Source organism: Imhoffiella purpurea, from assembly GCF_000585215.1.
Lineage (GTDB): Bacteria > Pseudomonadota > Gammaproteobacteria > Chromatiales > Chromatiaceae > Imhoffiella > Imhoffiella purpurea.
On record NZ_AONC01000014.1, the window covers coordinates 40203 to 61628 of the forward strand.

Genomic DNA, 21426 nt, shown 5'->3' on the forward strand with positions numbered 1-21426 from the left:
CTATTCCTTCGAGTCGAGCGAGGTGAATGGATTGAACAGGATTCTCATCGTCGATGATGCGCCGGAAAACATCCTGGTACTGGGCAAGCGGCTGATGCGGCAGTACGAGGTTCTGGCGGCCACCTCGGGACGGGAGGCGATCGCGATCGCGCATGAGCAGATGCCTTCGCTGATACTGCTCGACGTCAAGATGCCGGTCATGGACGGCTACGAGGTTCTGTCGGCGCTGAAGGAGGATCCGGCGACCCGGGGAATACCCGTGATCTTCGTCACCGCCGAGCACAGCTCGGCGAGCGAGACCGAGGCATTGCGCAGCGGTGCGGTCGACTTCATCCACAAACCCGTGAACCTGGACGTGCTGGAGTCACGGGTGGCCCTGCAACTGGCCCTGAAGGAGCAGGAGGGTGCCTTGCAGCAGCTCAACGACTCGCTCGAGCGCAAGGTCGAGGAACGGACCCGAGATCTTCAGCTCGCCAAGGAGCAGGTCGAGGTGGCGAATCGGGCCAAGAGCCATTTCCTGACCAATATGTCGCACGAAATGCTCACGCCCATGCATCAGATCACGGGCCTGCTGCAACTGATACAGAGGTCTCCCAGCGCGGATAAGGTCGGCGACTGGAGTTTCAAGGCGCAGGCGGCGGCCAACCGTCTGACCGCCATGATCGACGCGGTGCTCAAGGTGACCCAGCTGGATTCGGAGCGGATGCCGGTGCATCGCCATCCCGTCGATATCGGCGCCCTGGCGCTGGAGTGCGTCGAAGGCTTCTCGGAGTCCTCCAGGCTCAAGGGGCTTCGGATCGAGGCCCGGATCCCCCCCATGCCAGAGGAGCTGTATGGGGATGCCTCGCTCGTCAGCTCGGCCTTGCGCTGCTATCTGGACAATGCCATCAAGTTCACCGAAGAGGGCCGGGTCGAGGTTTCCGTCCACGTGGACGAGACGGACGAGGAGGGTGCCCTGGTCCGCTTCACGGTCAAGGACACGGGGATCGGGTTCGACCCCGAGGTCAAGCCGCGTCTCTTCTGCCTCTTCGAGCAGGCCGACAACTCCTCGACTCGGCGCTTCGACGGATCCGGTCTCGGTCTGGTCACGGTCAAGAAGATCGCCGAACTGCTCGGCGGCGATGTCGGCTGCGAGAGCGTGCCGGGTATCGGCAGCGAGTTCTGGTTCAGGGTTCGGTTGATACGCCAGCAATAGCCTGGGAAACGAGATAGGGCTGGCGGTCGAGCACGATTGGTGAATATATGGCCGACCGGTTTCACCACTCCACGCCGGGACGATCCTGGGGTATATACTAGCTCGCTTTGGCCTCGGCTCCACTCGGGAGGCGCCGGGCGGATGCATCCATGGCATTCGGCCGGCTCGCGCGTCGACAAGGCGATTGTCGAGGCGCTCCATCGTCATGCGTTCAGGTACGGCGACGATGGCGGGCCAGTCGTGGCCCGGGGGAGAAGCTCGACGATCGGCGTTTCCTGGGGTCTTGGTTCTACCGTTTCGAGCCCCTGGGGGGCATGCTGCGTGGCAACAGAGTTTCTGATGGGTAACGAGGCGATCGCACTGGGTGCCATCGCCGCGGGTGTGGGCGTGGTCACCGGCTATCCGGGCACGCCCTCGAGCGAGATCCTTCCAACCGTGGCCCAGCGCAATCCGGGCCGCGTCCATGTCGAGTGGTCCACCAACGAGAAGGTGGCCCTGGAGGTGGCGGCCGGCGCGGCCTATGCCGGCGCGCGCACCCTGGTCACCATGAAGCAGGTCGGGCTGAACGTCGCCTCCGACCCCTTGATGAGCCTGGCCTATGTCGGCGTCAAAGGCGGCATGGTGATCGTCGTCGCCGACGACCCGGGTCCCATCTCGTCCCAGACCGAGCAGGACACCCGGACCTTCGGGCTCTTCTCCAAGCTGCCGGTCTTCGATCCGGCCTCGCCCGAGGAGGCCTACGCCATGATCGGCGACGCCTTCGCGCTCTCCGAGCGCTACGGAACCCCGGTGCTGTTCCGTCCGACCACCCGCGTCTGTCACGGCAACGCCCCGGTCGAGGTCGGCGATCTGAGCGCGCCGCCCGCGCCGGACGGCTTCGTCAAGGATCCCAAATGGGTCATCTTCCCCCGGCTCGCCTATCAGAGCCATCTGCGGATCGAACAGCGCCTGCCGCAGATCGCCGAGGAGTTCTCGGACTATCGCTTCAACGCGGTGAGTGGGTCGGGCCGGATCGGCATCGCCACCCAGGGGATCAGCAGCGCCTACGTGGCCGAGGCGCTCGCCGCGCTGGGCGACGCGGTCCCCGAGCACCGGCTGCTGCGGGTCGCGACGCCGCATCCATTCCCGCGCCGGCTCGCGCTCGAGTTCCTGGAGGGGCTCGACCAGGTGCTGGTGGTCGAGGAACTGGATCCGGTCATCGAGCGCGAGCTGCTGCGTCTGGCTGGCGAGTGCCATCTCCCGGTGACCGTGCTGGGCAAGGGCACCGGTCACGTCCAGCAGGCCGGCGAGAACGGCGTCGATTCGGTGACCCGGGCGCTGGCCGGATTCCTCGGGCTGGAGGTCGCGCCGGCCGCCGACTGTTCGGCGAGCGCAGGCGAGGGCGCCGAGCCGCCCGTGCGTCCGCCCGTGCTCTGCGCCGGCTGTCCGCACCGCGCCTCCTTCCTGGCGGTCAAGGAGGCGATGCGCAAACGCAAGGCGGTCTTCGGCGGCGACATCGGCTGCTACACCCTGGGCAACGCCAAGCCGCTCGACATGGTGGACACCTGTCTGTGCATGGGCGCGAGCGTCACGGTCGCCCAGGGGCTCCATGTGGTCGAACCGGACGCGGTGCATTTCGCCTTCATCGGCGACTCGACCTTCTTCCATACCGGCATCCCGGGCGTCATCAACGCCGTCTACAACCAGACTCCCATCGTGCTGGTGGTGCTGGACAACTCCACCACCGCCATGACCGGGCTGCAGCCGCATCCAGGGACGGGCGAGACCATGATGGGGGCGGTCGCCCAGCAGATCGACATCGCGACCGTGCTGCGCGGCCTCGGCGTCAAGCACGTCGAGTCCTGCGATCCGCTCAACCACGACGCGGCCAAGGCCGCCGTGCTGCGCGCGGTCGAGGCCACGGCCGAGGGCGTCTCGGCGCTCATCTTCGAGGCGCCCTGCATCCATGTCGCCTCGTCCGGTCCCCGCTACGTCGTCAACGAGGACGCCTGCAAGTGTCAGCTCTGCATCACCCGTCTGGGCTGTCCGGCCATCAGCCGGGTGGACGGCAAGATGCGGATCGACGACGACCTCTGCTACGGCTGCGATCTCTGCGCCCAGATGTGCCCCTTCGATGCCATCGAGCGGGTCGAACCGACGGAGGGGAGGGCATGAGCATGCAGACCAACATCATCATCGCCGGCGTCGGCGGACAGGGCACCGTGCTGGCCTCCAAGCTGGTGGCGCGCGCGGCCATGGACGCGGGGCTGCGGGTCCGCACCTCCGAGACCATCGGCATGGCCCAGCGCGGCGGATCCGTGGTCAGCCACGTGCGGGTCTCGGACGCCCCCATCGCCTCGCCGCTGATGGCGCCGGGCATGGCGGACGTGCTGATCGGTTTCGAGCCCGGAGAGGCGGTGCGCAGCCTGGCCTTCCTGCGCCCGGGGGGCACCGTTGTCACCAATGCGCAGCCGGTCGCGCCGGTCGCTATCTCTCCGGCCAGCGCGGCCTACAGCGGACAGGCGATGCTGGAGCGGCTCGATGGCTGCGGCGCGCGTCTGGCCGTGATCGACGGCGCCTCCATCTGTGCCGAGATCGGCTCGCTGAAGGTGCTCAACGTGGCGCTGCTCGGCGCGGCGGCGGGGCTCGGCGCCCTCGGTTTCAGTCTCGATCAGTTCGAGACCGCCATCCGCGAATCGGTGCGCGAGCGCTTCGTCGACATGAACATCCGTGCCCTGCACGCCGGCGCCCGCAGCGCCTCGGCCTGAGATCCGGCACAGACATCCACGCGAGACCGAGAACATCCACGTGAGCGAAGAATCCACTTTCAAGAAACCGGCCCAGCTCGACGCCATCCAGGGCCTGCTCCATTCCATCACCGAGCGCAGCCCCTTCTACCGCGACAAATTCGCCGGCATCGATCTCGCCGGGATCCGCAGCTGGGAGGACTTCGAGCAGCTGCCCTTCAGCGAGAAGGCCGATCTGCGCGACGCCTATCCGCTCGGTCTGCAGGCGGTCCCGGACGAGGAGGTGGTGCGCATCCATTCCTCGTCGGGCACCACGGGCACCCCGGTCATCATCCCCTACACCCAGCAGGACGTGACGGACTGGGCCGAGATGTTCGCCCGCTGCTTTACCATGGCCGGCGTCACCAACACCGACCGCGTGCATGTGACCCCGGGATACGGGCTCTGGACGGCCGGGGTCGGCTTCCAGGCCGGCGCCGAGCGGGTTGGTGCCATGGTCATCCCCATCGGTCCGGGCAACACCGACCGCCAGTTCAAGATGATGACGGATCTCAAGAGCACGGTGCTCTGCGCGACCTCGTCCTATGCGCTGCTGCTGGCCGAGGAGATCGACCGGCGCGGCATCGGCGACCGCATCCATCTGCGCAAGGGCATCATCGGCTCGGAGCGCTGGAGCGACAAGATGCGTCAGCGCATCGCCAGCGAGCTCGGGGTGCAGCTCTACGACATCTACGGCCTGACCGAGATCTACGGCCCTGGCATCGGCATCTCCTGCGACCACGAGTGCGGCATGCACTACTGGGACGACTTCCTCTATTTCGAGGTCATCGACCAGCACACCGGCAAGCCGGTCCCCGAGGGCGAGGTCGGCGAGCTGGTCATCACCACATTGCGCAAGCAGGGCGCGCCCCTCATCCGCTACCGCACCCACGACCTGACCCGCCTCATCCCGGGCGAGTGCTCCTGCGGCTCGCCCTTCCCGCGCATCGGCGACATCCTCGGGCGCACCGACGACATGGTGAAGGTCAAGGGCGTCATCGTCTTCCCGGCCCTGATCGACGAGATCCTGCACAAGGTCGAGGGGGCGAGCAGCGAGTTCCAGATCATGATCGACCATCTCGAGGGCAAGGACGTCATGACCGTCTTCTTCGAGACCCTACCGGGCGCGCATCTCGAAGGCGTCGAGGCCGAGGTGCGCCGTCTCTGCCGCGAGAAGATCGGCCTCAGCGTGGTCCCCAAGGCGGTCGCCATCGGCGATCTGCCGCGCAGCGAGAAGAAGACGCCCAGGGTGTTCGACAATCGCTACTGATTCGGGTCGAGTCCGGCGGAGGCGCGTGCCTCCGTCGCCTCGGCAGTCTAGTATCCGGTAAGCAGTTTCCGGAAGGTATCGACAGGGGCGATGAGCTGAAGGGGATTGGACTCAAAGGCCTTGAACTGATTTCTCAAGGGGGGCGATCTCAAACTCCGGCTTCTTCATACAGGCCCAATCAGACGTTGATGGGCCTCCACCGCGCGTTTCAGGGCATCCGTCGGTTCCGGGGGATTCAGCAGCAACTCCGCAAATTGGCGCTGATCCTGGTCGGACAGATGGATAACGCTGGCCTCCTTGATGGCACGATGGGCGGCGTCTTGGGCCACGGACACGACAAAGTCACTGAGGCTGCGTCCTTGAAGCTCCGCCGCGTGGCGGAGCACGGCCAGGACCTCGGGAGACACTCGCGCCTCGAGGCGGGCCGTTCGAGTCGATTCTCTTGGCATCCTCGCTTTCTCTGCCACATGGTTTTTGGGCTAGCATGCTTGTCCGGAATGATGTAAGGAAATATGTTTTCCTTGGTATTTCCAGGAGACTCCCATGCTCGCCAAGCTCACGTCAAAGAACCAGATCACGCTGCCCAAGGCGGCCGTATCCGGCGTGGATGCCGCGGAGTATTTCGACGTGACCGTCGAGGCTGGCCGAATCGTCCTGACGCCAGTACGGGTCCAGAAGGTCCACGCCGTGCGTGAGAAGCTGGAGAAGCTCGGAATTACCGAGCAGGATGTCAAGGATGCGGTCGCCTGGGCACGGCGGTGATGCGCAGGGTCGTTCTCGACACCAACATCGTGCTGTTAGCGCTGCGGTACCTCCTACAATAGCCCATCCCCTGCGTGATCCTCGAACTCGGCGCTGCGGCGGACATAGATCATCACGGTCTTGGGATCCTTGTGCCGCGAGACCTCCATCATCTTGAACAGACTGGCCTTGGAGAGCGCCGCCGAGGTCATGAATCCCGATCTCAGGCTGTGTCCCGCATACTCGGCCGGATCCAGTCCGACGGCCTCGGCGCAGCGTTTGACCACGGCGGCGATGCTGTGGGCGCTCAGGGGCGCCTCACCGACTCGGTCTCCCCGATAGAGCCGCCGATAGACATGGCCCTCCCGGATCCCGGCGGTCCTTAGCCAGTCCTGAACGGCGCGCACCGGGCAATAGTCCCGGCCGCGAATCACGGGCACCACCTGTCCCAATCCCTCCGCGTCCGTCTTCGAGCGGCGCACATGCACCCGGAATCCTCCCGCGACCTCTTCCAGGTCCTCGATCCTCAGTGCCGCCAGTTCCGAGCGCCGAAAGGCCCCGGCGAAGCCGAGCGTCAGGATCGCCCTATCTCGGAGTCCTTGTAGCCGAGTGCAATCCAGGCTGTCGACCATGGTACGCAGCTGATCGGAGAGGGCGGGGGCCTTCTGTCTCGGTGCCGATCCGTGGGTGCGTGCGATGCCTTTCAGGGTTCCGCGAACCAGCTCCGAATCCGTCTTGGGCTCATGTCCGCACAGCCGGTGCGCCAGCCGGATGGCCGCCACGCGCCGGTGCAAGGTGCTGATTCGGCGGCCCGATTCCGCTTCGCTAGCCAGAAAGGCCGAGATGGTCTCCGCGCTGGCCGGCAGTGATGCGAGATCCCGGGTCGCGCACCAGGCGGTGAAGATCGCCCAATCCGAGCGATAGGCGCGCACGGTCGAGTCCGCGTGACGGGCGGCGAAATAGCGCCCCAGCATCTCCCTGTCATCCGCGTTCAGCGTCCCTTGGTGATGCTCCAGCTCGGATGTTTCGTCCTCCAATCCGAGCAGTGCGCCTTGGGTTTCGCTGACGCCACCTTCTTTCGATCTCATCCTGCCCCCGTTCCTGTGATTCGCCCGCCGCCAAGGAGATTGTGCCGAAACAGGGACTCAATATACAGATAAGTTACGAGAATGGGTGTTATCGAAACTAAATATTCCCATATCAGCGAAAAACACTGATATATTAATCACCATATTTTAGTGTTTTTATCTATTTCGGGATCATCGACCATGAGCACCACGCGAATCCTGACGAAAGAAGCGGCGTTCAAGCTGTTGCAGAAGGGCGAGCGACCGACCGCCGATCGCGTCCGTGCCGCGATCGGCCAGGGGGCGCAGCAGACGATACTGGCTGCGCTGGACGACTTCTGGGGCGAGGTCGGCGCGCGGCTGTGCGAGCCGCGCCTGCCCGAGTCCCTGGTCGAGCCGGTGAATGCGATCTGGTCGCAGGCGGTCGTCGAGGCGGGGCGGCAATGGCAGTCGGAGCGGGCCGGTTTCGAGGAGCGGATCGGCACTCTGGAAACGGAGAAGGAAGGCTTGCGCCGGGAATTGAATGAGCTGCGCGAGGAACTGGAGCGCCGCGAGCGGCTGGCCGATGAGCAGCGGGCGCTGGCGGCGCGACAGGTGGCGCGGATTGCCGAGCAGGAGCTGACTCTGGAGGAGCGGTCGCAGCGTATCCAGTCCCTCGAAGAGGAATCCGCCCGGCTGGTGGCTCGAAGGGATCAGCTCGGCGAACTACTGGAGGTCGAGCGCGAGGGGAGGGAGCGCGACCAGGCCGCCTGGCTGAAGGAGATCGACGCCGCGCGTCAGGCGCTCAAGGCGGCGAACGCCGAGAAGGAGACGCTGACCAGGACGCTCGCCGAGACGCGGGATGCGAAGGTCCGCCAGGATCTGCTGCTCGAACGGGCCGAGCGGGAGCGGTCGGAACTCGAATCACGGCTGAGGACGGAGACCGAGTCCCGCGAGCATGCTCTAGCCCAGTCGGCCGATCTGTCGCGTCGAATCGAGCGTCTGGAGGCCGAGAGTGCCCGCGATCGGGAAGAGATCGCGGCATGGCGCGAGACGCTCGGAGCCAAGGAGCGCGAATTGGCCGAGTTGGCGGAGACCTCGCATGGGCTGCGTCTCCAGTCCGAGCGGCTGGACGCCGAGAACCGGATCCTGCGGGACCAGGTCTCGGCGCTCAGATCGGATCGGTCCGAGATCGAACGCTTCTTCCAGCAGGCCATGGCGCGCCTGGGCGAGCGAGAGGCTGTGAAGACCCAGGACAAGGATGCCAACGATGGACCGGATGCGACTCAGAAGACGAAGTCGACCCCGGACGTGAAGCCGACATTGGAGTAGTCGTCGCCGCCGCTCACGTAGACCTTGGCCTGGATCATCGCGTTCTTGCTCAGTCGGTAGGAGAGGCCGGCCGTCAATCTGGCCTCGGGGCTGTCCGCCGAACGTCCCCGCAATGTTCCGTGCCCGCTGGCGTCGTACCAGTAGGCGATATCCGAGTCGTCCAGATCCAGATGCTGGAACAGGTCGAGGCTGACGCTGGGCGCCAGTCGCTGGAGGCTGGGTTCGACATAGGCCATAGCGCCGATGCCGAGGCGCAGGCGTTCGTAATCGCGTCCGCCGAACCGCGCCGGGATCCCGCCTTGTCCGCTGGTCTCGGTGAACGACGCCTCGCTGCCCCGCATGTAGGTGAGATTGGCGAGCCAGGTCCAGTTCCAGCCCCGGATGACCTGGTCGCGCGACACCTCCAGTCCCAGGCTCCAGCGCTCGTGGTCGGTCTCGCCCTTCGCCGTCGCAGCCCCGAGATCGCGCAGATAGTCGATGTCGCCGAAGCCATAGTTCGCGCCCAGCGTCAGGTCCACGACACCCAGATCGAGCCCGGCCGCGATGCCGATCATGGAGGTGTCGAGCCGCTGTTCCAGACGCGTGTCGTCGATCTTGGCGCGCTCGGAGGTCTTGGCCAGCGACAGCGCCCAGATGCCCCGGTCGCCGAGCGGACCGCCGAGGCCCGCCTGCATCCCGCCGATCCAGACGTCATAGCCGGACACGCTATCCGTGTCGTCGAACGCGTAGTCGTCTCCGAGCGCGGTGACGAATCCGGATATCTGGTCGGAATGGTCCGCGAGACGGGTCCTCGCGAAGCCGAACACGCCGTCCATGACGGCGAGCGAGCCTCGATAGGCCGTTTCGGCGGATCCGTCGAAGACGGCCGGGCTGGTGCTCGCCAGGGTCACTCCGCTGGCGGAATTGAGGACGTCCACGGCGGTACGGCCCGGTACCACGAGCATGCCGCCGGGGCCTTCGATGCTGGCGAAGCGGCCGCTGATGCCGTTGGCGGCCGTGAGGATGGGGAGCTGGACGTCTCCCTCGGGCGCGGTCCCCCGCAAGCGCAGCGTTCCCGCGTCGAGGATCGCAACGCCCGTGTCCGCGACCGCGTAGTCCTCCGTGGTCGCGGTTTGCTCGACGACCGCGAGTCTGTCCGCGCGGCTCGCGGCGCCGTCGACATCGATCTCCAGGGTCCCGTCGGCGGCCTCGTAGCGGGTGACGGTCAGGGTTCCGACCTGGGTGCGGTCGCCGGGGGTGATGGTGCCGGAGCCCGAGACGAGGCCGTTGATTCGTCCGTTGCCCAAGACGCGCGAATCGACGCCCGTGGAGACATCGCCCGTGACCACGCCCTCGACCTGGAGCCGATCGGATCCCCGGGTGATGAGGATATCGCCGCTCAGCGTGCCGCCGGTGCCGATGCTGATGCGATCGTTGGACGGGCTGCTGGCGTCGATCGCGACCGCATTGGCCCCGATGGTTTCGATCTCGCCGTTGACGCGGACGGTGTTTGCGCTTCCTTCGAGCCGGATCAGGGTCAGGTCGTTGCCATAGCCCTTGAGTATGCCCTGGTCCTCGATCAGGATCCTGCCGTCGGTCATGCGGGTGGCCGTCGTGTCGTGCCCGTAGAAGACATAGGTGGGCACGGGCGCGTCGAAGCCGATGTCCGCGTTCACCCAGCGGTATCCCGAGGGTTCGACGGTGAAGGACCGCGTCATGTCGCGCAGCTGATCGGAGACCGTGGTGCCTCGGCAGCTGGTGCCTGCGTCCGAGGTGGTGCAGCCGTTCGGGTCGCTCAGAAAGGCGTCGAGGATGGCGACCGTCTCCTGCAGGTCGTAGTAGTAGTCGTTGATGTCGGCGGGCGTGAACTGGCGATCGGCGGGAAAGCTCAGGAAGGTGTTGACGTCGGAGACGATGAAGAGGTCGTCCTCCGTGGTGCTCGGGTCGCCGGGGAAGTGGAACATCAGGGTCTGGTAGCCGCTCAGCTCGCCGCCGTGGCCCAGCATGAAGACGCCGGTCTCGGTGCTGTGCTGACCATAGATGGCGAAGCCGTAGCCGGCCTCGATGATGCCGACGTCGCCGTTCATGATGTGGGTGTTGCGCAGACGCTCGGCGAAGACCTCCGGGTCCAGGATGCCGTCACGGTTCGTCGTCAGCTCGATCAGCCAATCCAGCTGATCCTGGACGTTCGAGATCATGGCGCCGGCCGAGTTGGGCACCGAGGGCGTCGTGAAGGTGAAATCGGTCAGGTCGCCGTAATCGTTCCAGGTCCCGTTCGTGTGCTGGTCCGATCCCCATTCGGTGCCCGTGGGGTAGAGGGTGTCGGTCAGGCCAAGTGGCTCGATCACGCGCTCGGTGATGAGTTCCTCGATGCTCTTGCAGTCTCCCGCCTCGCAGCTGGCGGCCTCGGCGATGATTCCAGCCAGGGTGAAGTTGGTGTTGGAGTACTCGAAGGTGCTCTGATCCCCTGGCGTCATGGTCGATCCCTCGGCGAGCGCCGCGGCGACCAGTTGCGCGCGGGTCAGGTCGTAGTCGCCATTCCGATCGTTCCAGGTCGTCAGGATGGTCGTGCCCGGATGGTTCGGATCCTCGCCCGACAGATATTCCGGGATGCCGCTACGCATGGAGATGAGGTCGCGAACGGTGAAGGTCTCGCGCTGCTGCTGCGTCATCACGCCGAGCGCGCTCGTGGCCTCGGGCTGGCGCTCGTACCATTCCTGCAGCGTGTCGTCGAGACCGACGACGCCCTCGCCGACGTATTGGAGCACCACGGTTCCGGTATAGGTCTTGGTCTGACTGCCGATGTGGAAGCGGTCGTTTACCGTCAGCGCCCGCCCGCCCTGGGATGCGCTGGCCGGCCCCGTCGTCCCGGTCGCATGGCTCCAGCGGGTCCCGTCCCCGAACTCGATCGCCGAGGTCACGCCGTAGAACCCGTGCTGTCCGACGAGCGCGTCCTGCGCGATGTCCAGGTAGCTGGAGAAGGTGTCGGCGTCCTGAGCCCCGGCGGCACCGCTGCACATCGCCAATGCCAAGGCCGTTCCGAGCGCGTCGCGTCTGTCATGATGTCCGTTCATAGTGAATCTGCTCTCTCGCGGTGGTGGAGATTGACCGTCGAATGCCTTGGATATGCGGGCCGGGCTTTGATCACAACCCCGATCATTCCGCAGACGGTCCGCATAGCGGACCCTACAAGAGCCCGCAGCGGTAGGGTCCGCTGTGCGGACCATCGGCGCTTTGTCGGACTTATGATCGGCGCCTGCGTTAGCCATACTTTGGCAGGCGCAATGGAATGATGAGGTCGAATGAGAGGTAGCCTTCGGGCCTCCCGGAGGTCGCGACCATGGATATCCCGGTCTGCAGCTTGATTCCGCGGTGCCAATCGAGGTCGAGGCCGAGCGATACCAGCGACGTATTGCCGCTCTGTGACAGACGGCGATAGGCATAGGTCAGTGAATAGGTGAGATTCCCTTGCCGATAGGCGGTATTGAGGACACCGTATTGGGCGCGCTGGCTCGTGCCTTGATAGCCGTCGAAGGCGGCGATTTCGGCATAGAATGACCAGGCATCGCCGAACCGCCGCAATAGACCGGCAACGCCTCCGGCTTCATCCTCCTCCGATGCATCCACGCCGGGCAGATATCTTGCCCCTAGATGCAGGCTGCCTTTCGGAATCGTGCGATTCCATTGCAGTGAAAGATTGCTCAGATTGCCGGTTGGATAGGATCCGACCGCGTCGAAGGAGACGTTCTTGCCCAATTTGCAGACGGCATCGGCGGGAAAGACGTTGTCGGCGGCCAGGAACAGCGACAGACTCAATGAGGATCGCCCGGTCTTGCGGGTCAGGGCCGCGCCAAGGCACTCCGTGAGTTCGAAGTCCTCGGAGAGATAGGATGCCGCCACCCCCTTCGCCTGGGTCCAGCTGTTGCCGAAGGACGGTTCGATCTTGCCCATGCGCAGCGCGATGCTGGCCGAATCGTATTCGGCGTAGAGCTCGTAGAGGACATGGCTCGGGGGACTGAACTGGGATCCGTCGGGGGTCTCGTTGTAGTCGACCTCGTTGCCGTAGAGGGCGTAGAGCTTCGTGCGATTGGGAAAATACCACTGCCCCAGGACGAACAGCTCGATATCGCCGTCGTTCGTGGCCGCCTGGTTGAGGGCCAGATCCAGGTCGGTCTCGACGGAGACGGCCCAGTCGAAGCCATGCGGTTCCTTGGTCTCCTTGGCGAAGATTCCAGAGGGCGAGGGGAGCGCGACCAACGCGAGAACCGCGGGCCTTGCCACACGCTGGAGATGACCGAGAAGCTTCCTGCCGACGGGCTTGATCATGCGCCTGTTCAGGGTACGGCCAGAGGCCGATCGACAGGCGTCGACTTGCCGTCTGGTGGTATTGGCAGGGGTACGACCTGCTCTCCTTCTTTTGGGAGAGTCCCTCATACCTGCCTCTTATGACAGGGGGCTGGTCGATATGTGAAGGCGTTATCCGCCGATCGCGGCGGGTAGGCCGATCGAATCGCGTCTCGAATGAGATTGCGTTCAGGCTGACTGTAGATCATGAAGGCCAGGGGTGCCAGCCGCAGGATGCGGCGAATGCCTTCGGTCGGGTCGCGAGGCTATCCGCGAGGGCGAACATGGCCATGAAAAATCCCATGCTATACTCGGGCTGCACACGTCTCGACTCACTCATCCCACGTCATTCCGCATGGAGGTTCCTCCCATGGTTGCCGCCGCGAATCCGACACAAGAAGATGTCCAGGCTGAAACGCCAGAGAATGTCAGTCATCAAGACCGCGTATCCAAGATCATTTCGTCCTCGGTGAGCTGGTCTGCCGCGGCGGCTGTCGTGCCCGTTCCCTATCTCGATCTGCTCGCCATCGGTGCGGTCCAGGTCGAGATGGTGCGCCGCCTGGCCGCCGCCTACGGCGAGGACGCGGACAAGGAGACCCTGAAGGGCCTGATCTCGGCCTTGCTCGGCACCCTGGCCCCGGCCGCGATCAGCGCCAGCCTGCTGGGCTCTTCGCTGAAGGTGATCCCCATGTCGGGCACCCTGCTCGGCAGCGCCGGTCTGGCCGCCTTCGCCGCCGCCGCGACCTATGCGATCGGCAAGATCTTCGTCCGCCACTTCGAGGGCGGTGGCTCGATCGGCGATTTCAGCGTCGATGCCGTCAAGGACGATCTCAAGAAGGAGTTCGACTCCGCTAAGTCCAAGTAGCCGTCCGGCCCATGTATCTGATCCTGGTCATCCTCTATGTCGCCTTCTGCGTCTATGTCGGTGTCTTGGGCCGGGATCGGATCATTGGCTTCTCCGGAACCTTTCTGCTGTCGCTGATGATCTCCCCGATCGTGATGGCATTGGTGGTATTGCTCACGAGCCCGAAGGATATGCAGGGAAGTGCCAAGTCGCCGATGCCCCCTCGTCAAGCCCGCAAGCGATAGGCGCCGGATCGCCTCGGTGGTGACCACGCGATCGCCGAGCGTCCATCTCTCCAGCCCATGGTCGACGGCCGATCGGCCGACGAACCCTTCGGGATCCGTCCCCATGATCGAATTCAGCGCAACGGCTGGTCCGCGGCATGCGCCGGGAAGATAGGGCCGAAGGCTCGGCCTCACTCGGTGACCGCCTGCTCGCACTCTTCGGCGAGGTGGGGACGCGCGCCAAGAGGCGGCGTCCCGGGGTCTGGCGGGGTCTGATCGGCGGACTGGACGATGGCGGTATCCTCAATCTCTCCCTGGTCGCGCTGCTGTCTGCGGTCTGCGGGACCGCCGTTCTGCTGCTGCTCAATGCCGAGGCGCGCGAGGTCGAATACCACGGCTATTCGGACCTGATCGCCTTTGGCTTCCTGGCCCTGCTCGTCATCTATCGCTGGTCCCAGAACTACCTGATCCGCGAGGCGACCCAGGCGATCGAACTCGCCCTGCACGAGCGTCGTCTGTCGACGACCCGAAACGTCCTGCGCCTCTCGCTCGAAGACGTCCAGGCGCTCGGTCTGCGGAGCGTCATTGATGGGATCGGCGCCCACTACGGAACCCTGTCCCAGACGCTCGTCCCCATCGTCGCCGGCGTCGAGGGCGTCGTCCTCCTGGTGTTCATGTTTGGATACCTGGTGATCCTCTCGCCGATGGCCGCGGCCCTGACCACCGTCGTGGTCGCCGTGACGGTGATGGGCTTTCTGGCGAGCCGGAGCCGTCTCGACGAGGATCTGTCGCTGGCCGTCCGCTCCGAGGAGGCCTTTCGCGACCTGGCCGAAGGGCTGGTGCGGGGCAAGAAGGAACTCCGCCTCAATCCCGACAAGCGCTCGGCGTTCCAGAACGACATGATCGAGCGCTCCGAGGAACTGGCCATATGCCGCAGCAACGCGGCGGCCCATTTCGCATCCATGCTGGCGACCGGCAACTCGGCCTCCTATCTGATGGCCGGCGCCGTCGTCTTCGTCCTGCCACTCATCACCGGGGTGGAGCAGACCGATATCTCTCGCATCGTCGTCGCGGTCATCTTCCTGCTGGGGCCGATCAGCAGCGTCGTCCAGACCTTTCAGCAGGTCACCACGGCGCGCTTCGCGCTCGCCGAGATCGGTGCCTTCCAGGACCGGGTCGAGGCGCTCGCCGATCGGCACGACTCCGATCGCTCCAATGGCCGCGTTCCCGCCTTCCAGGAGCTGAGGCTCGAATCCCTGTCCTATTCGCATGCCGGCGAGAACGGTTTTTCGATCCGCGACATCGATCTGCAATTGCAAAAGGGCGAGATCCTCTTCGTGACCGGCGGCAACGGCTCCGGAAAGACGACGCTGCTGCGGATCATCACGGGTCTCTATCCGCGTCACGAGGGCGCCATGCGGCTCAATGGCGAACGTCTGGCGCACTATCCCCCGCAGTCCTACCGCAATCTCTTCGCGAGCGTCTTCTCCGATTTCCATGTCTTCCAGCATCCCTATGGCCTGGACGATGCCGGTCTCGAACGCCTGGAGCAGTGGCTGGTCGAGTTCGACATTCGGCACAAGCTCGGCGACGATCTCGGCTTCATCGACGCCAATGCGCTCTCGACCGGCCAGAAGAAACGCGTGGGGCTGGCCCTGGCGCTCGCCGAGCAGCGCCAGATCCTGGTGCTCGACGAATGGGCGGCGGATCAGGATCCCGCGACACGCCGACGCTTCTATCATGAGATCCTGCCACGTCTGAAGGCGGAAGGTCTGACGATACTGGCGGTCACGCACGACGACAGCTATTTCGACTGCTGCGACCGCCGACTGCACATGGCCGAAGGACGCATCACCGAGGACGGCGAAGCATGGCGACAGTGAGCAAGCGAAGACGACGTCTGACCAACGGGATGGCCTTTGCCGTCCTGGTCATGGTCTTCGCCGTCATCATCCTCTGGAATCGGATGGTCTTCACGACGCCGGTCGGACACGCGAGCATCGTCTGGCACCGTCTGTTCTGGGGGGGCGAGCGCCGATCGCTCGGCCCCATGTCCGAAGGTCTGCACATCATCCTGCCTTGGGACAAGTTCTACACCTATGACGTCAGGCTGCAGTCGAGCGACCAGGCCTACGAGGTGGTGTCGCGCGACGGCCTGCATCTGGAGATCACCCTGACCTTCCGCTGGCGCGCGCAACGGGCCGGGATCGTCGAGCTCAACGAGAACATCGGACCGAACTATCTGAACACGCTCCTGATTCCCGTCGTCGGATCGGTGGCCCGGGAGGTCATCGCGCGGCACGACGCGGACAAGCTGTTCAGCGTCGAGCGCGGCTCGGTTCAGGACGAGATCTACCGGGATATCGTGTCTCAGAACCATCCGAACGGGATCGGATCGCACCGGGCGACCGAGGCCGACGACGACAACCTCATCAATCTCGAGGATGTCCTGATCAAGCGCGTCAAGCTGCCGCCTCAGTTGCGTGCCGCGATCGAGCAGAAGCTCGAACAGGCACAGAAGGTCCAGGAATATGCCTTTCGCGCCAAGCGCGAAAAGTACGAGAGCGACCGCAAGGCCATCGAGGCCCAGGGTATCCGTCGCTTCCAGGAGATCGTCACGCCGGCCATCTCCGAGAGCTATCTGCGCTGGAGGGGGATCGAGGCGACGCTCAAGCTGGCCGAGTCCAAGAACACCAAGGTGGTGGTCATCGGCAACTCGGCGAACGGTCTGCCCCTGATTCTCGACACCAGGACCGAACTCCCAGCGGAGATGGCGTCAGTTCCGGCGGCGGTTCCCGATGTCTTCGATGGGAAGATCCCGGATCCGTCCCTGCCGGAGACGCGAGAGACCCCAGATCCCAGCCAGCCGGTCTCGAATCCCGATGGTTCCGATCTCGAGACCGGGAATCCTCCGGCCACTCCCACGGAGCCGGCGGATCGGACCGGTGATATTCCGTCCCAGAAGAGCCCGCCGACTCAATCCCGAGGTGTACCGATCGAGCAGCCATGATCGACTTGATTTGTCTGCCCTATGCCGGAGGGGGCGCCAATGTGTTCCGGCCCTGGGAGAAGGAGGCCTCCCGGATGGGTGTCCGTATGCATGCCGTCTGTCCCCCGGGACGCGAGACGCGATTCAACGAGACACCGTTTCGTGAGATGGATCCCATGCTCGACTGGCTCGAGGCGACCCTGCCGGACGCGCTGCGACGCCCCTACGCCCTGTTCGGACATTCGCTCGGCGGATGCGTCGCCTACGCGCTCGCGCGGCGCCGTTTCCTGGAGGGCCGATCCCTGCCGGTCTGTCTCTTCGTCTCGGCCACCTTGCCCGCGTGGCGCGAACGCCCCCATCCATTGCACCGCCTCGACGAGGCCGGCATGCGCGAGCAACTGCGGACCTACGATCCGCACCGATTCCCCTTCGACCAGCATCCCGAACTCTGGGAGACCTTCCTGCCGGTGCTGAGGGCGGATTTCCGTTTGGTCGAAACCTATTCGCCTCCCGAGGAGGGCAGAACCCTGCCCGTGCCACTGGTGGTCCTGTCCGGCTGCCAGGATCCGATCGCGAGCCCCTCGGCGATGAGCGAATGGCGGCAGGCTACGGATGCGAGCTTCGATCAGATCCTGATCGACGATGGGCATTTCTTCATACGCGACAAGCCGCTGGCCGTGCTTAACGCCGTCGAGAAAGGTATGCGCAAGGTGCTGGATGGATCGGCGGTCGTCGCGAAAGCCCTGTGAAACACACCGATTCATTGAGGGCCGACGCCTGATGAATGGTAAACGAGTAAAGCTGAGAGACGACCTGCACGGCTCGGTGGTGGAGTATTGTCCGTTGGAATCCGGACTCGCCTGGACAGTGGACGGTGCATAGGTCACGATCTGCATAGACTGCGCGGGTAATTTTCCGCAATAGGGTTTCTTCGAAATTCGACGAAAGCTAGGGCGGGAGGGGGCGGGCAGATATCCGCCCTTCTGTTTGTCACAGTGTCGGAAGCAGGATAAACGGAAGATATGATGCTACGTGAGGGTATGTGCGTCATACGTCTCACAAAACGTGTTAATTTACACGGAAACGGTATAATCAATTGTTGGCTTTGGGAAACACACTTACCGGGAAACATGGCCACGAAACCGCTTGAGGCTTACCAATACGACGTCTGCTTATCCTTCGCCGGAGAGGATCGGGAATATGTGTCCGCAGTTGCGCAACGCCTCCAAGCGAGCGACGCACGTATCTTCTACGATGAATATGAGGAAGTTGATCTTTGGGGAAAAGATTTGTACGAGCACTTAGATCACATCTACAAGGATTCCGCTCGGTTTTGCGTAATGTTCGTATCGAAGCACTACGCGGCAAAATTGTGGACCAATCACGAGCGAAAAAGCGCTCAAGAAAGAGCATTCAAAGAAAACTCCGAGTATATTTTGCCCGCCCGTTTCGATGACACCGCAATACCTGGTCTTCGTGACACGGTCGGATACATAGATCTGCGCCGTAAAGTGCCTGAAGAGTTCGCGCAACTCGTCCTCGACAAAATTAAACGCACTCGTTTGGCTAATTCCGTTCTCAAGCTCCAAACGGGATTACCCATCAAGACGCACCGCGACACTCAACTCGGGTATGAGATATCTTTCCTCAGCAACTGGGAACCCGCCGATGGACCAGGCGAATCAACGCTATTTCTGAAGCGCAAAGGGAAAGAACAGCTTTCAGTGATGCACGTTAACGTTGCCAACTTCACCGGCGATACAGATGAATTTTTCAGGCAAATGAAGGAAACACCTGCTGCCTACTTCGAGAAGTTCCAGACACGCTTTCCCGACGCGGAAGTGATTGAACACGGTGACACTTACCTAGGCTCGTTTCCTGGATACTATTTATTCGTCTCCTACAGTATATCGAACTTGGATATCAGCGTTGATTTCGTTGCTTTCCAGGTTTTTGGCATTCACAACGGCCGCATTTACTTGATCACTTGCGAAATTTGGGCGAAGGATTTCCAGGAAGTATTCACTGAATGTCGCGCCATGATTGCGACCTTTAACTACCGATAAAAGCCAACAAGCGGCTCAGCTCGACCCAAAACTGCGTGCGATTTCTGCGCGAGACTTCAAGCTCTGGCGGGGCGCAGGTTTGGATCGGGCTATAGCCTCAACGTTGGCACCAGAAATGCCGCAGCGCAGAACAATTAACAATGATTTCACAAGATATCCTGGATTGTTTTAGAGCAGTGAGCGGTTTATTTGTGATCATCGGAGGGAGCATTGCTGTTGCTACATTACGTTATAATTCCAAGACTAATCGATCAAAGTTTATTTTTGACTTGACTGACTCATTCATAAAGGATCCTTTAACACGAAAATTCTGGTACAGGCTGGACTACGAAGATTGGAAATTCGATTTGCACAGTTTCCGGCACTCGGAAGAAGAACAACAAATCGATGCTCTGCTTTATCGTTTTTCTGTCGCTGGTCAATTGCTAAAAAACCGATCCCTTTCGCACGAAGACTTGAGAAATGTTTATCCAATTGCTCGACAGTTCTTCGCAAATATTGAAATTCGGAAATATCTAAAATTCAACATGATCGATTTTTGGCGAGTGGCAGGGCATACTGATTTTCAATGGCCAGACGCCATGTATCTATACAGAAAACAGACGATGTATCACGTTCGACAACGATTAGCTAATCCCGAAGAATTGGATGACTGCAAAAGATTTATTTCCGAGCTTAAAAGAATTCCGTATGAAAGAGAACTGCGCAGGTCGGTTGCGGAAAGTATTGGATACGACCGCGATCTTGACTAATGCGCCAACAAAGCGCTCCAGCCGATCACTCAACGTATGTACGGTTTCTCGTCGGCTGAGCTTGGTCGTTATCCCAATCAAAACTCAAGCTTAAGAGGAAATAAGATGATAAGTGCTGATACATTACTTGGCCCTCTGCTTAAGAATGTGGATCGCGAATACAAAAGGCTTCTCACTGATCTCTCAGTTGAATGGGGGGGGAGAATTCGAACGGACAATTAAAGCTGCAAATAAGAAGGAAAAACCAAACGAGCAAAAGACAATTCTCAGGGACGTGGGTAACTTTCTTGCTAAACACATACGCAGAGACAAGTTTTATGAAGAGGATGATCTCATGGATGGGTTGGCGCTCTTGCAATCCCTAAAAGATAGTCGCAAAGCAAAAGGTTTTGGTGAAGATAACCCTCCTAATGAGGAGCATCCCTCGATTCTTGCTCTTGAGGCGCAATTCCTTATTTTGCAATGGCGTTATAGCGAAGCAGCAGAACTGCTGTCGAAAGCAGTCGAATACGGAAAAGCCAAAAAATATAAGAACCAATATCCTGTTGTGGCCAATTTATTCAGTTTGTGTTTTTGTTTATCCCAAATCGAATCTTACTTTGAAGAGGCATTAGAGCGAGCCAAAAAATGTCGAGAATATTCAGAGGAGGTAGCGGCTCAATCCGACTGGCGCTTAAATTATCAGGAAAAAACGCTGGCACCAGTCCGTGAAATGGACCCAAGAGTATTTGGTCGATTAAGCGAGCTTGATGTACGGGTGCATAGTAAGGAATGGATCGTTGGTGGAAAAATTGAGGGTAGATTTCAAACTCTTTGGGAAAACGCAGTAGCCGAGTTTGATTTCCCTAAAGCATGGCGTACTGACATCAAGGTCATGATGCTGTCTGACGATGATTGGGCAACAAAGGTACCTGGCTATGCTCTAGATGTTGGAAAGGGTGCTTATATTGAATTGGGCGGAAACGTTGCAAGTAGAATTATTAGACATATTCGATCCAACTATGGAGGGTTCGACATCGATTTTGGGCTGGTCGCGAAACCCTTGCTAATCCTACTCTGCGTTGGGATGCTTCAGCAGTATGGCACTGCGGTAAGTAATCTTTCTGTTGCAGAAGCGTTAGAGCAACAAGAAATAGAAATTGTTTTTAGTCAAAGTCTGAACGGGATCGAATTCAGTGAAGTTCGTGGCGCTATTCGCAATGAATTGGAACCGGAGTTCTTGGAAAGGTCGATAGATGACGTTGCGCGAGTAGCAGCATATGAACTGGATGCGCCAGTTAATCTCGCTTATGTTTCATCAGGCGACCAAACTACAGAGTTAATATAAGCCTCGTCCCAGGCGAATGCCGAGGTCACCAGACGGCATCGGCCCGCTGAAGCCAGCTCGAAGAGCAGCAGCGCAGGGCTGCCATCGCGGTAGGCTGCGCTGAACAGGATGTTGGCGTCGAGGAACAACCGCAAATCAATCGCCCCGATCTAGAGAGGCGCGGATCCGCACCTGCAGCTCGTTGGGGACCGAATTCTCTCGCTCGAACTCTTCGACACGCTCCCCGGAGTAGATCTCGATGGGGTAGACCGCCGCCGGCCGCAGCAGGATCGCGCCCTCTGGTGTCGTCTCAACCAGCAGGGGGGCATCCCGGGTCAGGCCAACCGAGCGAAGAATCGCCTGCGGAATGGTCACTTGGCCCTTCGCTCCGAGCTTCACCAGTTCCATGCTCGATACCTATGCAAATTAAACCCTTAGCTTGCAGATTAGGCCAAAGTCCGGCTTTTCGGAATCCGGCTGACGCACATGGCGGACGGCCGCCTCGAAAGATGAAACGGGCGGTAGGTTGGGCCGACGAAAGGAGGCCCAACGTGTGACGTCTTGTTGGGCCTC

General features: G+C 61.8%; 19 protein-coding genes. 14 read left to right on the plus strand and 5 right to left on the minus strand.

The annotated features are described in order from the left end of the window. Nucleotides 1-22 precede the first annotated feature (22 nt). The 4 genes from D779_RS05155 (at nucleotide 23) to D779_RS05170 (ending at nucleotide 5230) form a co-directional block, all read left to right on the plus strand. A complete protein-coding gene (locus D779_RS05155) occupies nucleotides 23-1195 on the plus strand; it encodes an ATP-binding response regulator (RefSeq protein ID WP_232424070.1) in 1173 nt (390 codons plus the stop codon). A 321-nt stretch (nucleotides 1196-1516) separates the two neighbouring features. Next, nucleotides 1517-3349 carry an indolepyruvate ferredoxin oxidoreductase subunit alpha gene (gene iorA / locus D779_RS05160; RefSeq protein WP_043750474.1) on the plus strand — a complete coding sequence of 611 codons (1833 nt, stop codon included), beginning with the start codon at nucleotides 1517-1519 and terminating at the stop codon, nucleotides 3347-3349. Then, nucleotides 3346-3942, plus strand: a complete 597-nt coding sequence (locus D779_RS05165) for an indolepyruvate oxidoreductase subunit beta (protein ID WP_198295668.1) — start codon at nucleotides 3346-3348, stop codon at nucleotides 3940-3942. The genes iorA and D779_RS05165 overlap by 4 nt, the downstream gene beginning before the upstream one ends. Nucleotides 3943-3982: 40 nt before the next feature. Continuing rightward, complete coding sequence (locus D779_RS05170) at nucleotides 3983-5230, plus strand: phenylacetate--CoA ligase family protein (protein ID WP_198295669.1); 1248 nt, start codon at nucleotides 3983-3985, stop codon at nucleotides 5228-5230. 164 nt (nucleotides 5231-5394) lie between these two features. On the opposite strand, the gene D779_RS21530 is transcribed toward D779_RS05170, so the two are convergent. Beyond that, entirely contained in the window at nucleotides 5395-5679 is a 285-nt protein-coding gene (locus D779_RS21530; protein ID WP_081763335.1) for a type II toxin-antitoxin system TacA family antitoxin, read from the minus strand. Nucleotides 5680-5773: 94 nt separating this feature from the next. Here D779_RS21530 and D779_RS05180 point away from each other — a divergent pair, with 94 nt between their 5' ends. Further along, entirely contained in the window at nucleotides 5774-5992 is a 219-nt protein-coding gene (locus tag D779_RS05180) for an AbrB/MazE/SpoVT family DNA-binding domain-containing protein (RefSeq protein WP_043750485.1), read from the plus strand. A 53-nt stretch (nucleotides 5993-6045) separates the two neighbouring features. On the opposite strand, the gene D779_RS05185 is transcribed toward D779_RS05180, so the two are convergent. Next, nucleotides 6046-7059 carry a site-specific integrase gene (locus D779_RS05185; protein ID WP_052347852.1) on the minus strand — a complete coding sequence of 338 codons (1014 nt, stop codon included), beginning with the start codon at nucleotides 7057-7059 and terminating at the stop codon, nucleotides 6046-6048. A 180-nt stretch (nucleotides 7060-7239) separates the two neighbouring features. Between D779_RS05185 and D779_RS05190 the strand changes: the two genes are divergently transcribed. Next, nucleotides 7240-8349, plus strand: coding sequence for a DNA-binding protein (locus D779_RS05190; RefSeq protein WP_043750488.1), 1110 nt, complete (start codon nucleotides 7240-7242; stop codon nucleotides 8347-8349). Here D779_RS05190 and D779_RS05195 read toward each other — a convergent pair. After that, nucleotides 8304-11402 (minus strand): serine hydrolase, encoded by a 3099-nt coding sequence (locus tag D779_RS05195; RefSeq protein WP_043750491.1) that lies wholly within the window; start codon nucleotides 11400-11402, stop codon nucleotides 8304-8306. The genes D779_RS05190 and D779_RS05195 overlap by 46 nt on opposite strands. A 187-nt stretch (nucleotides 11403-11589) precedes the next feature. Then, the gene (locus D779_RS22095; protein WP_043750494.1) at nucleotides 11590-12654 is read right to left on the minus strand and encodes a hypothetical protein; all 1065 of its coding nucleotides are present in this window, start codon (nucleotides 12652-12654) and stop codon (nucleotides 11590-11592) included. Nucleotides 12655-13042: 388 nt separating this feature from the next. Between D779_RS22095 and D779_RS05205 the strand changes: the two genes are divergently transcribed. The 8 genes from D779_RS05205 (at nucleotide 13043) to D779_RS22105 (ending at nucleotide 20874) form a co-directional block, all read left to right on the plus strand. Beyond that, nucleotides 13043-13537, plus strand: coding sequence for a DUF697 domain-containing protein (locus D779_RS05205; protein WP_269747369.1), 495 nt, complete (start codon nucleotides 13043-13045; stop codon nucleotides 13535-13537). A gap of 11 nt (nucleotides 13538-13548) precedes the next feature. After that, complete coding sequence (locus D779_RS05210; protein WP_043750496.1) at nucleotides 13549-13761, plus strand: hypothetical protein; 213 nt, start codon at nucleotides 13549-13551, stop codon at nucleotides 13759-13761. A gap of 137 nt (nucleotides 13762-13898) precedes the next feature. After that, nucleotides 13899-15623: an ATP-binding cassette domain-containing protein gene (locus D779_RS05215; RefSeq protein WP_043750497.1), complete on the plus strand. Its 1725-nt coding sequence runs from the start codon at nucleotides 13899-13901 to the stop codon at nucleotides 15621-15623. Next, nucleotides 15611-16750, plus strand: coding sequence for a prohibitin family protein (locus D779_RS05220; protein WP_081763338.1), 1140 nt, complete (start codon nucleotides 15611-15613; stop codon nucleotides 16748-16750). The genes D779_RS05215 and D779_RS05220 overlap by 13 nt, the downstream gene beginning before the upstream one ends. Next, nucleotides 16747-17478, plus strand: a complete 732-nt coding sequence (locus tag D779_RS05225; RefSeq protein ID WP_043750499.1) for a thioesterase II family protein — start codon at nucleotides 16747-16749, stop codon at nucleotides 17476-17478. The genes D779_RS05220 and D779_RS05225 overlap by 4 nt, the downstream gene beginning before the upstream one ends. 381 nt (nucleotides 17479-17859) lie before the next feature. Then, a complete protein-coding gene (locus tag D779_RS20950) occupies nucleotides 17860-18795 on the plus strand; it encodes a toll/interleukin-1 receptor domain-containing protein (RefSeq protein ID WP_052347855.1) in 936 nt (311 codons plus the stop codon). A 140-nt stretch (nucleotides 18796-18935) separates the two neighbouring features. Next, nucleotides 18936-19547: a hypothetical protein gene (locus D779_RS22100; protein ID WP_157726321.1), complete on the plus strand. Its 612-nt coding sequence runs from the start codon at nucleotides 18936-18938 to the stop codon at nucleotides 19545-19547. A 112-nt stretch (nucleotides 19548-19659) separates the two neighbouring features. After that, nucleotides 19660-20874, plus strand: a complete 1215-nt coding sequence (locus D779_RS22105; protein ID WP_157726322.1) for a hypothetical protein — start codon at nucleotides 19660-19662, stop codon at nucleotides 20872-20874. A gap of 135 nt (nucleotides 20875-21009) precedes the next feature. Here the strand turns inward: D779_RS22105 and D779_RS05240 are convergent, their stop codons facing one another. After that, nucleotides 21010-21261 (minus strand): AbrB/MazE/SpoVT family DNA-binding domain-containing protein, encoded by a 252-nt coding sequence (locus D779_RS05240; RefSeq protein ID WP_043750506.1) that lies wholly within the window; start codon nucleotides 21259-21261, stop codon nucleotides 21010-21012. Between the last annotated feature and the right edge of the window lie 165 nt (nucleotides 21262-21426).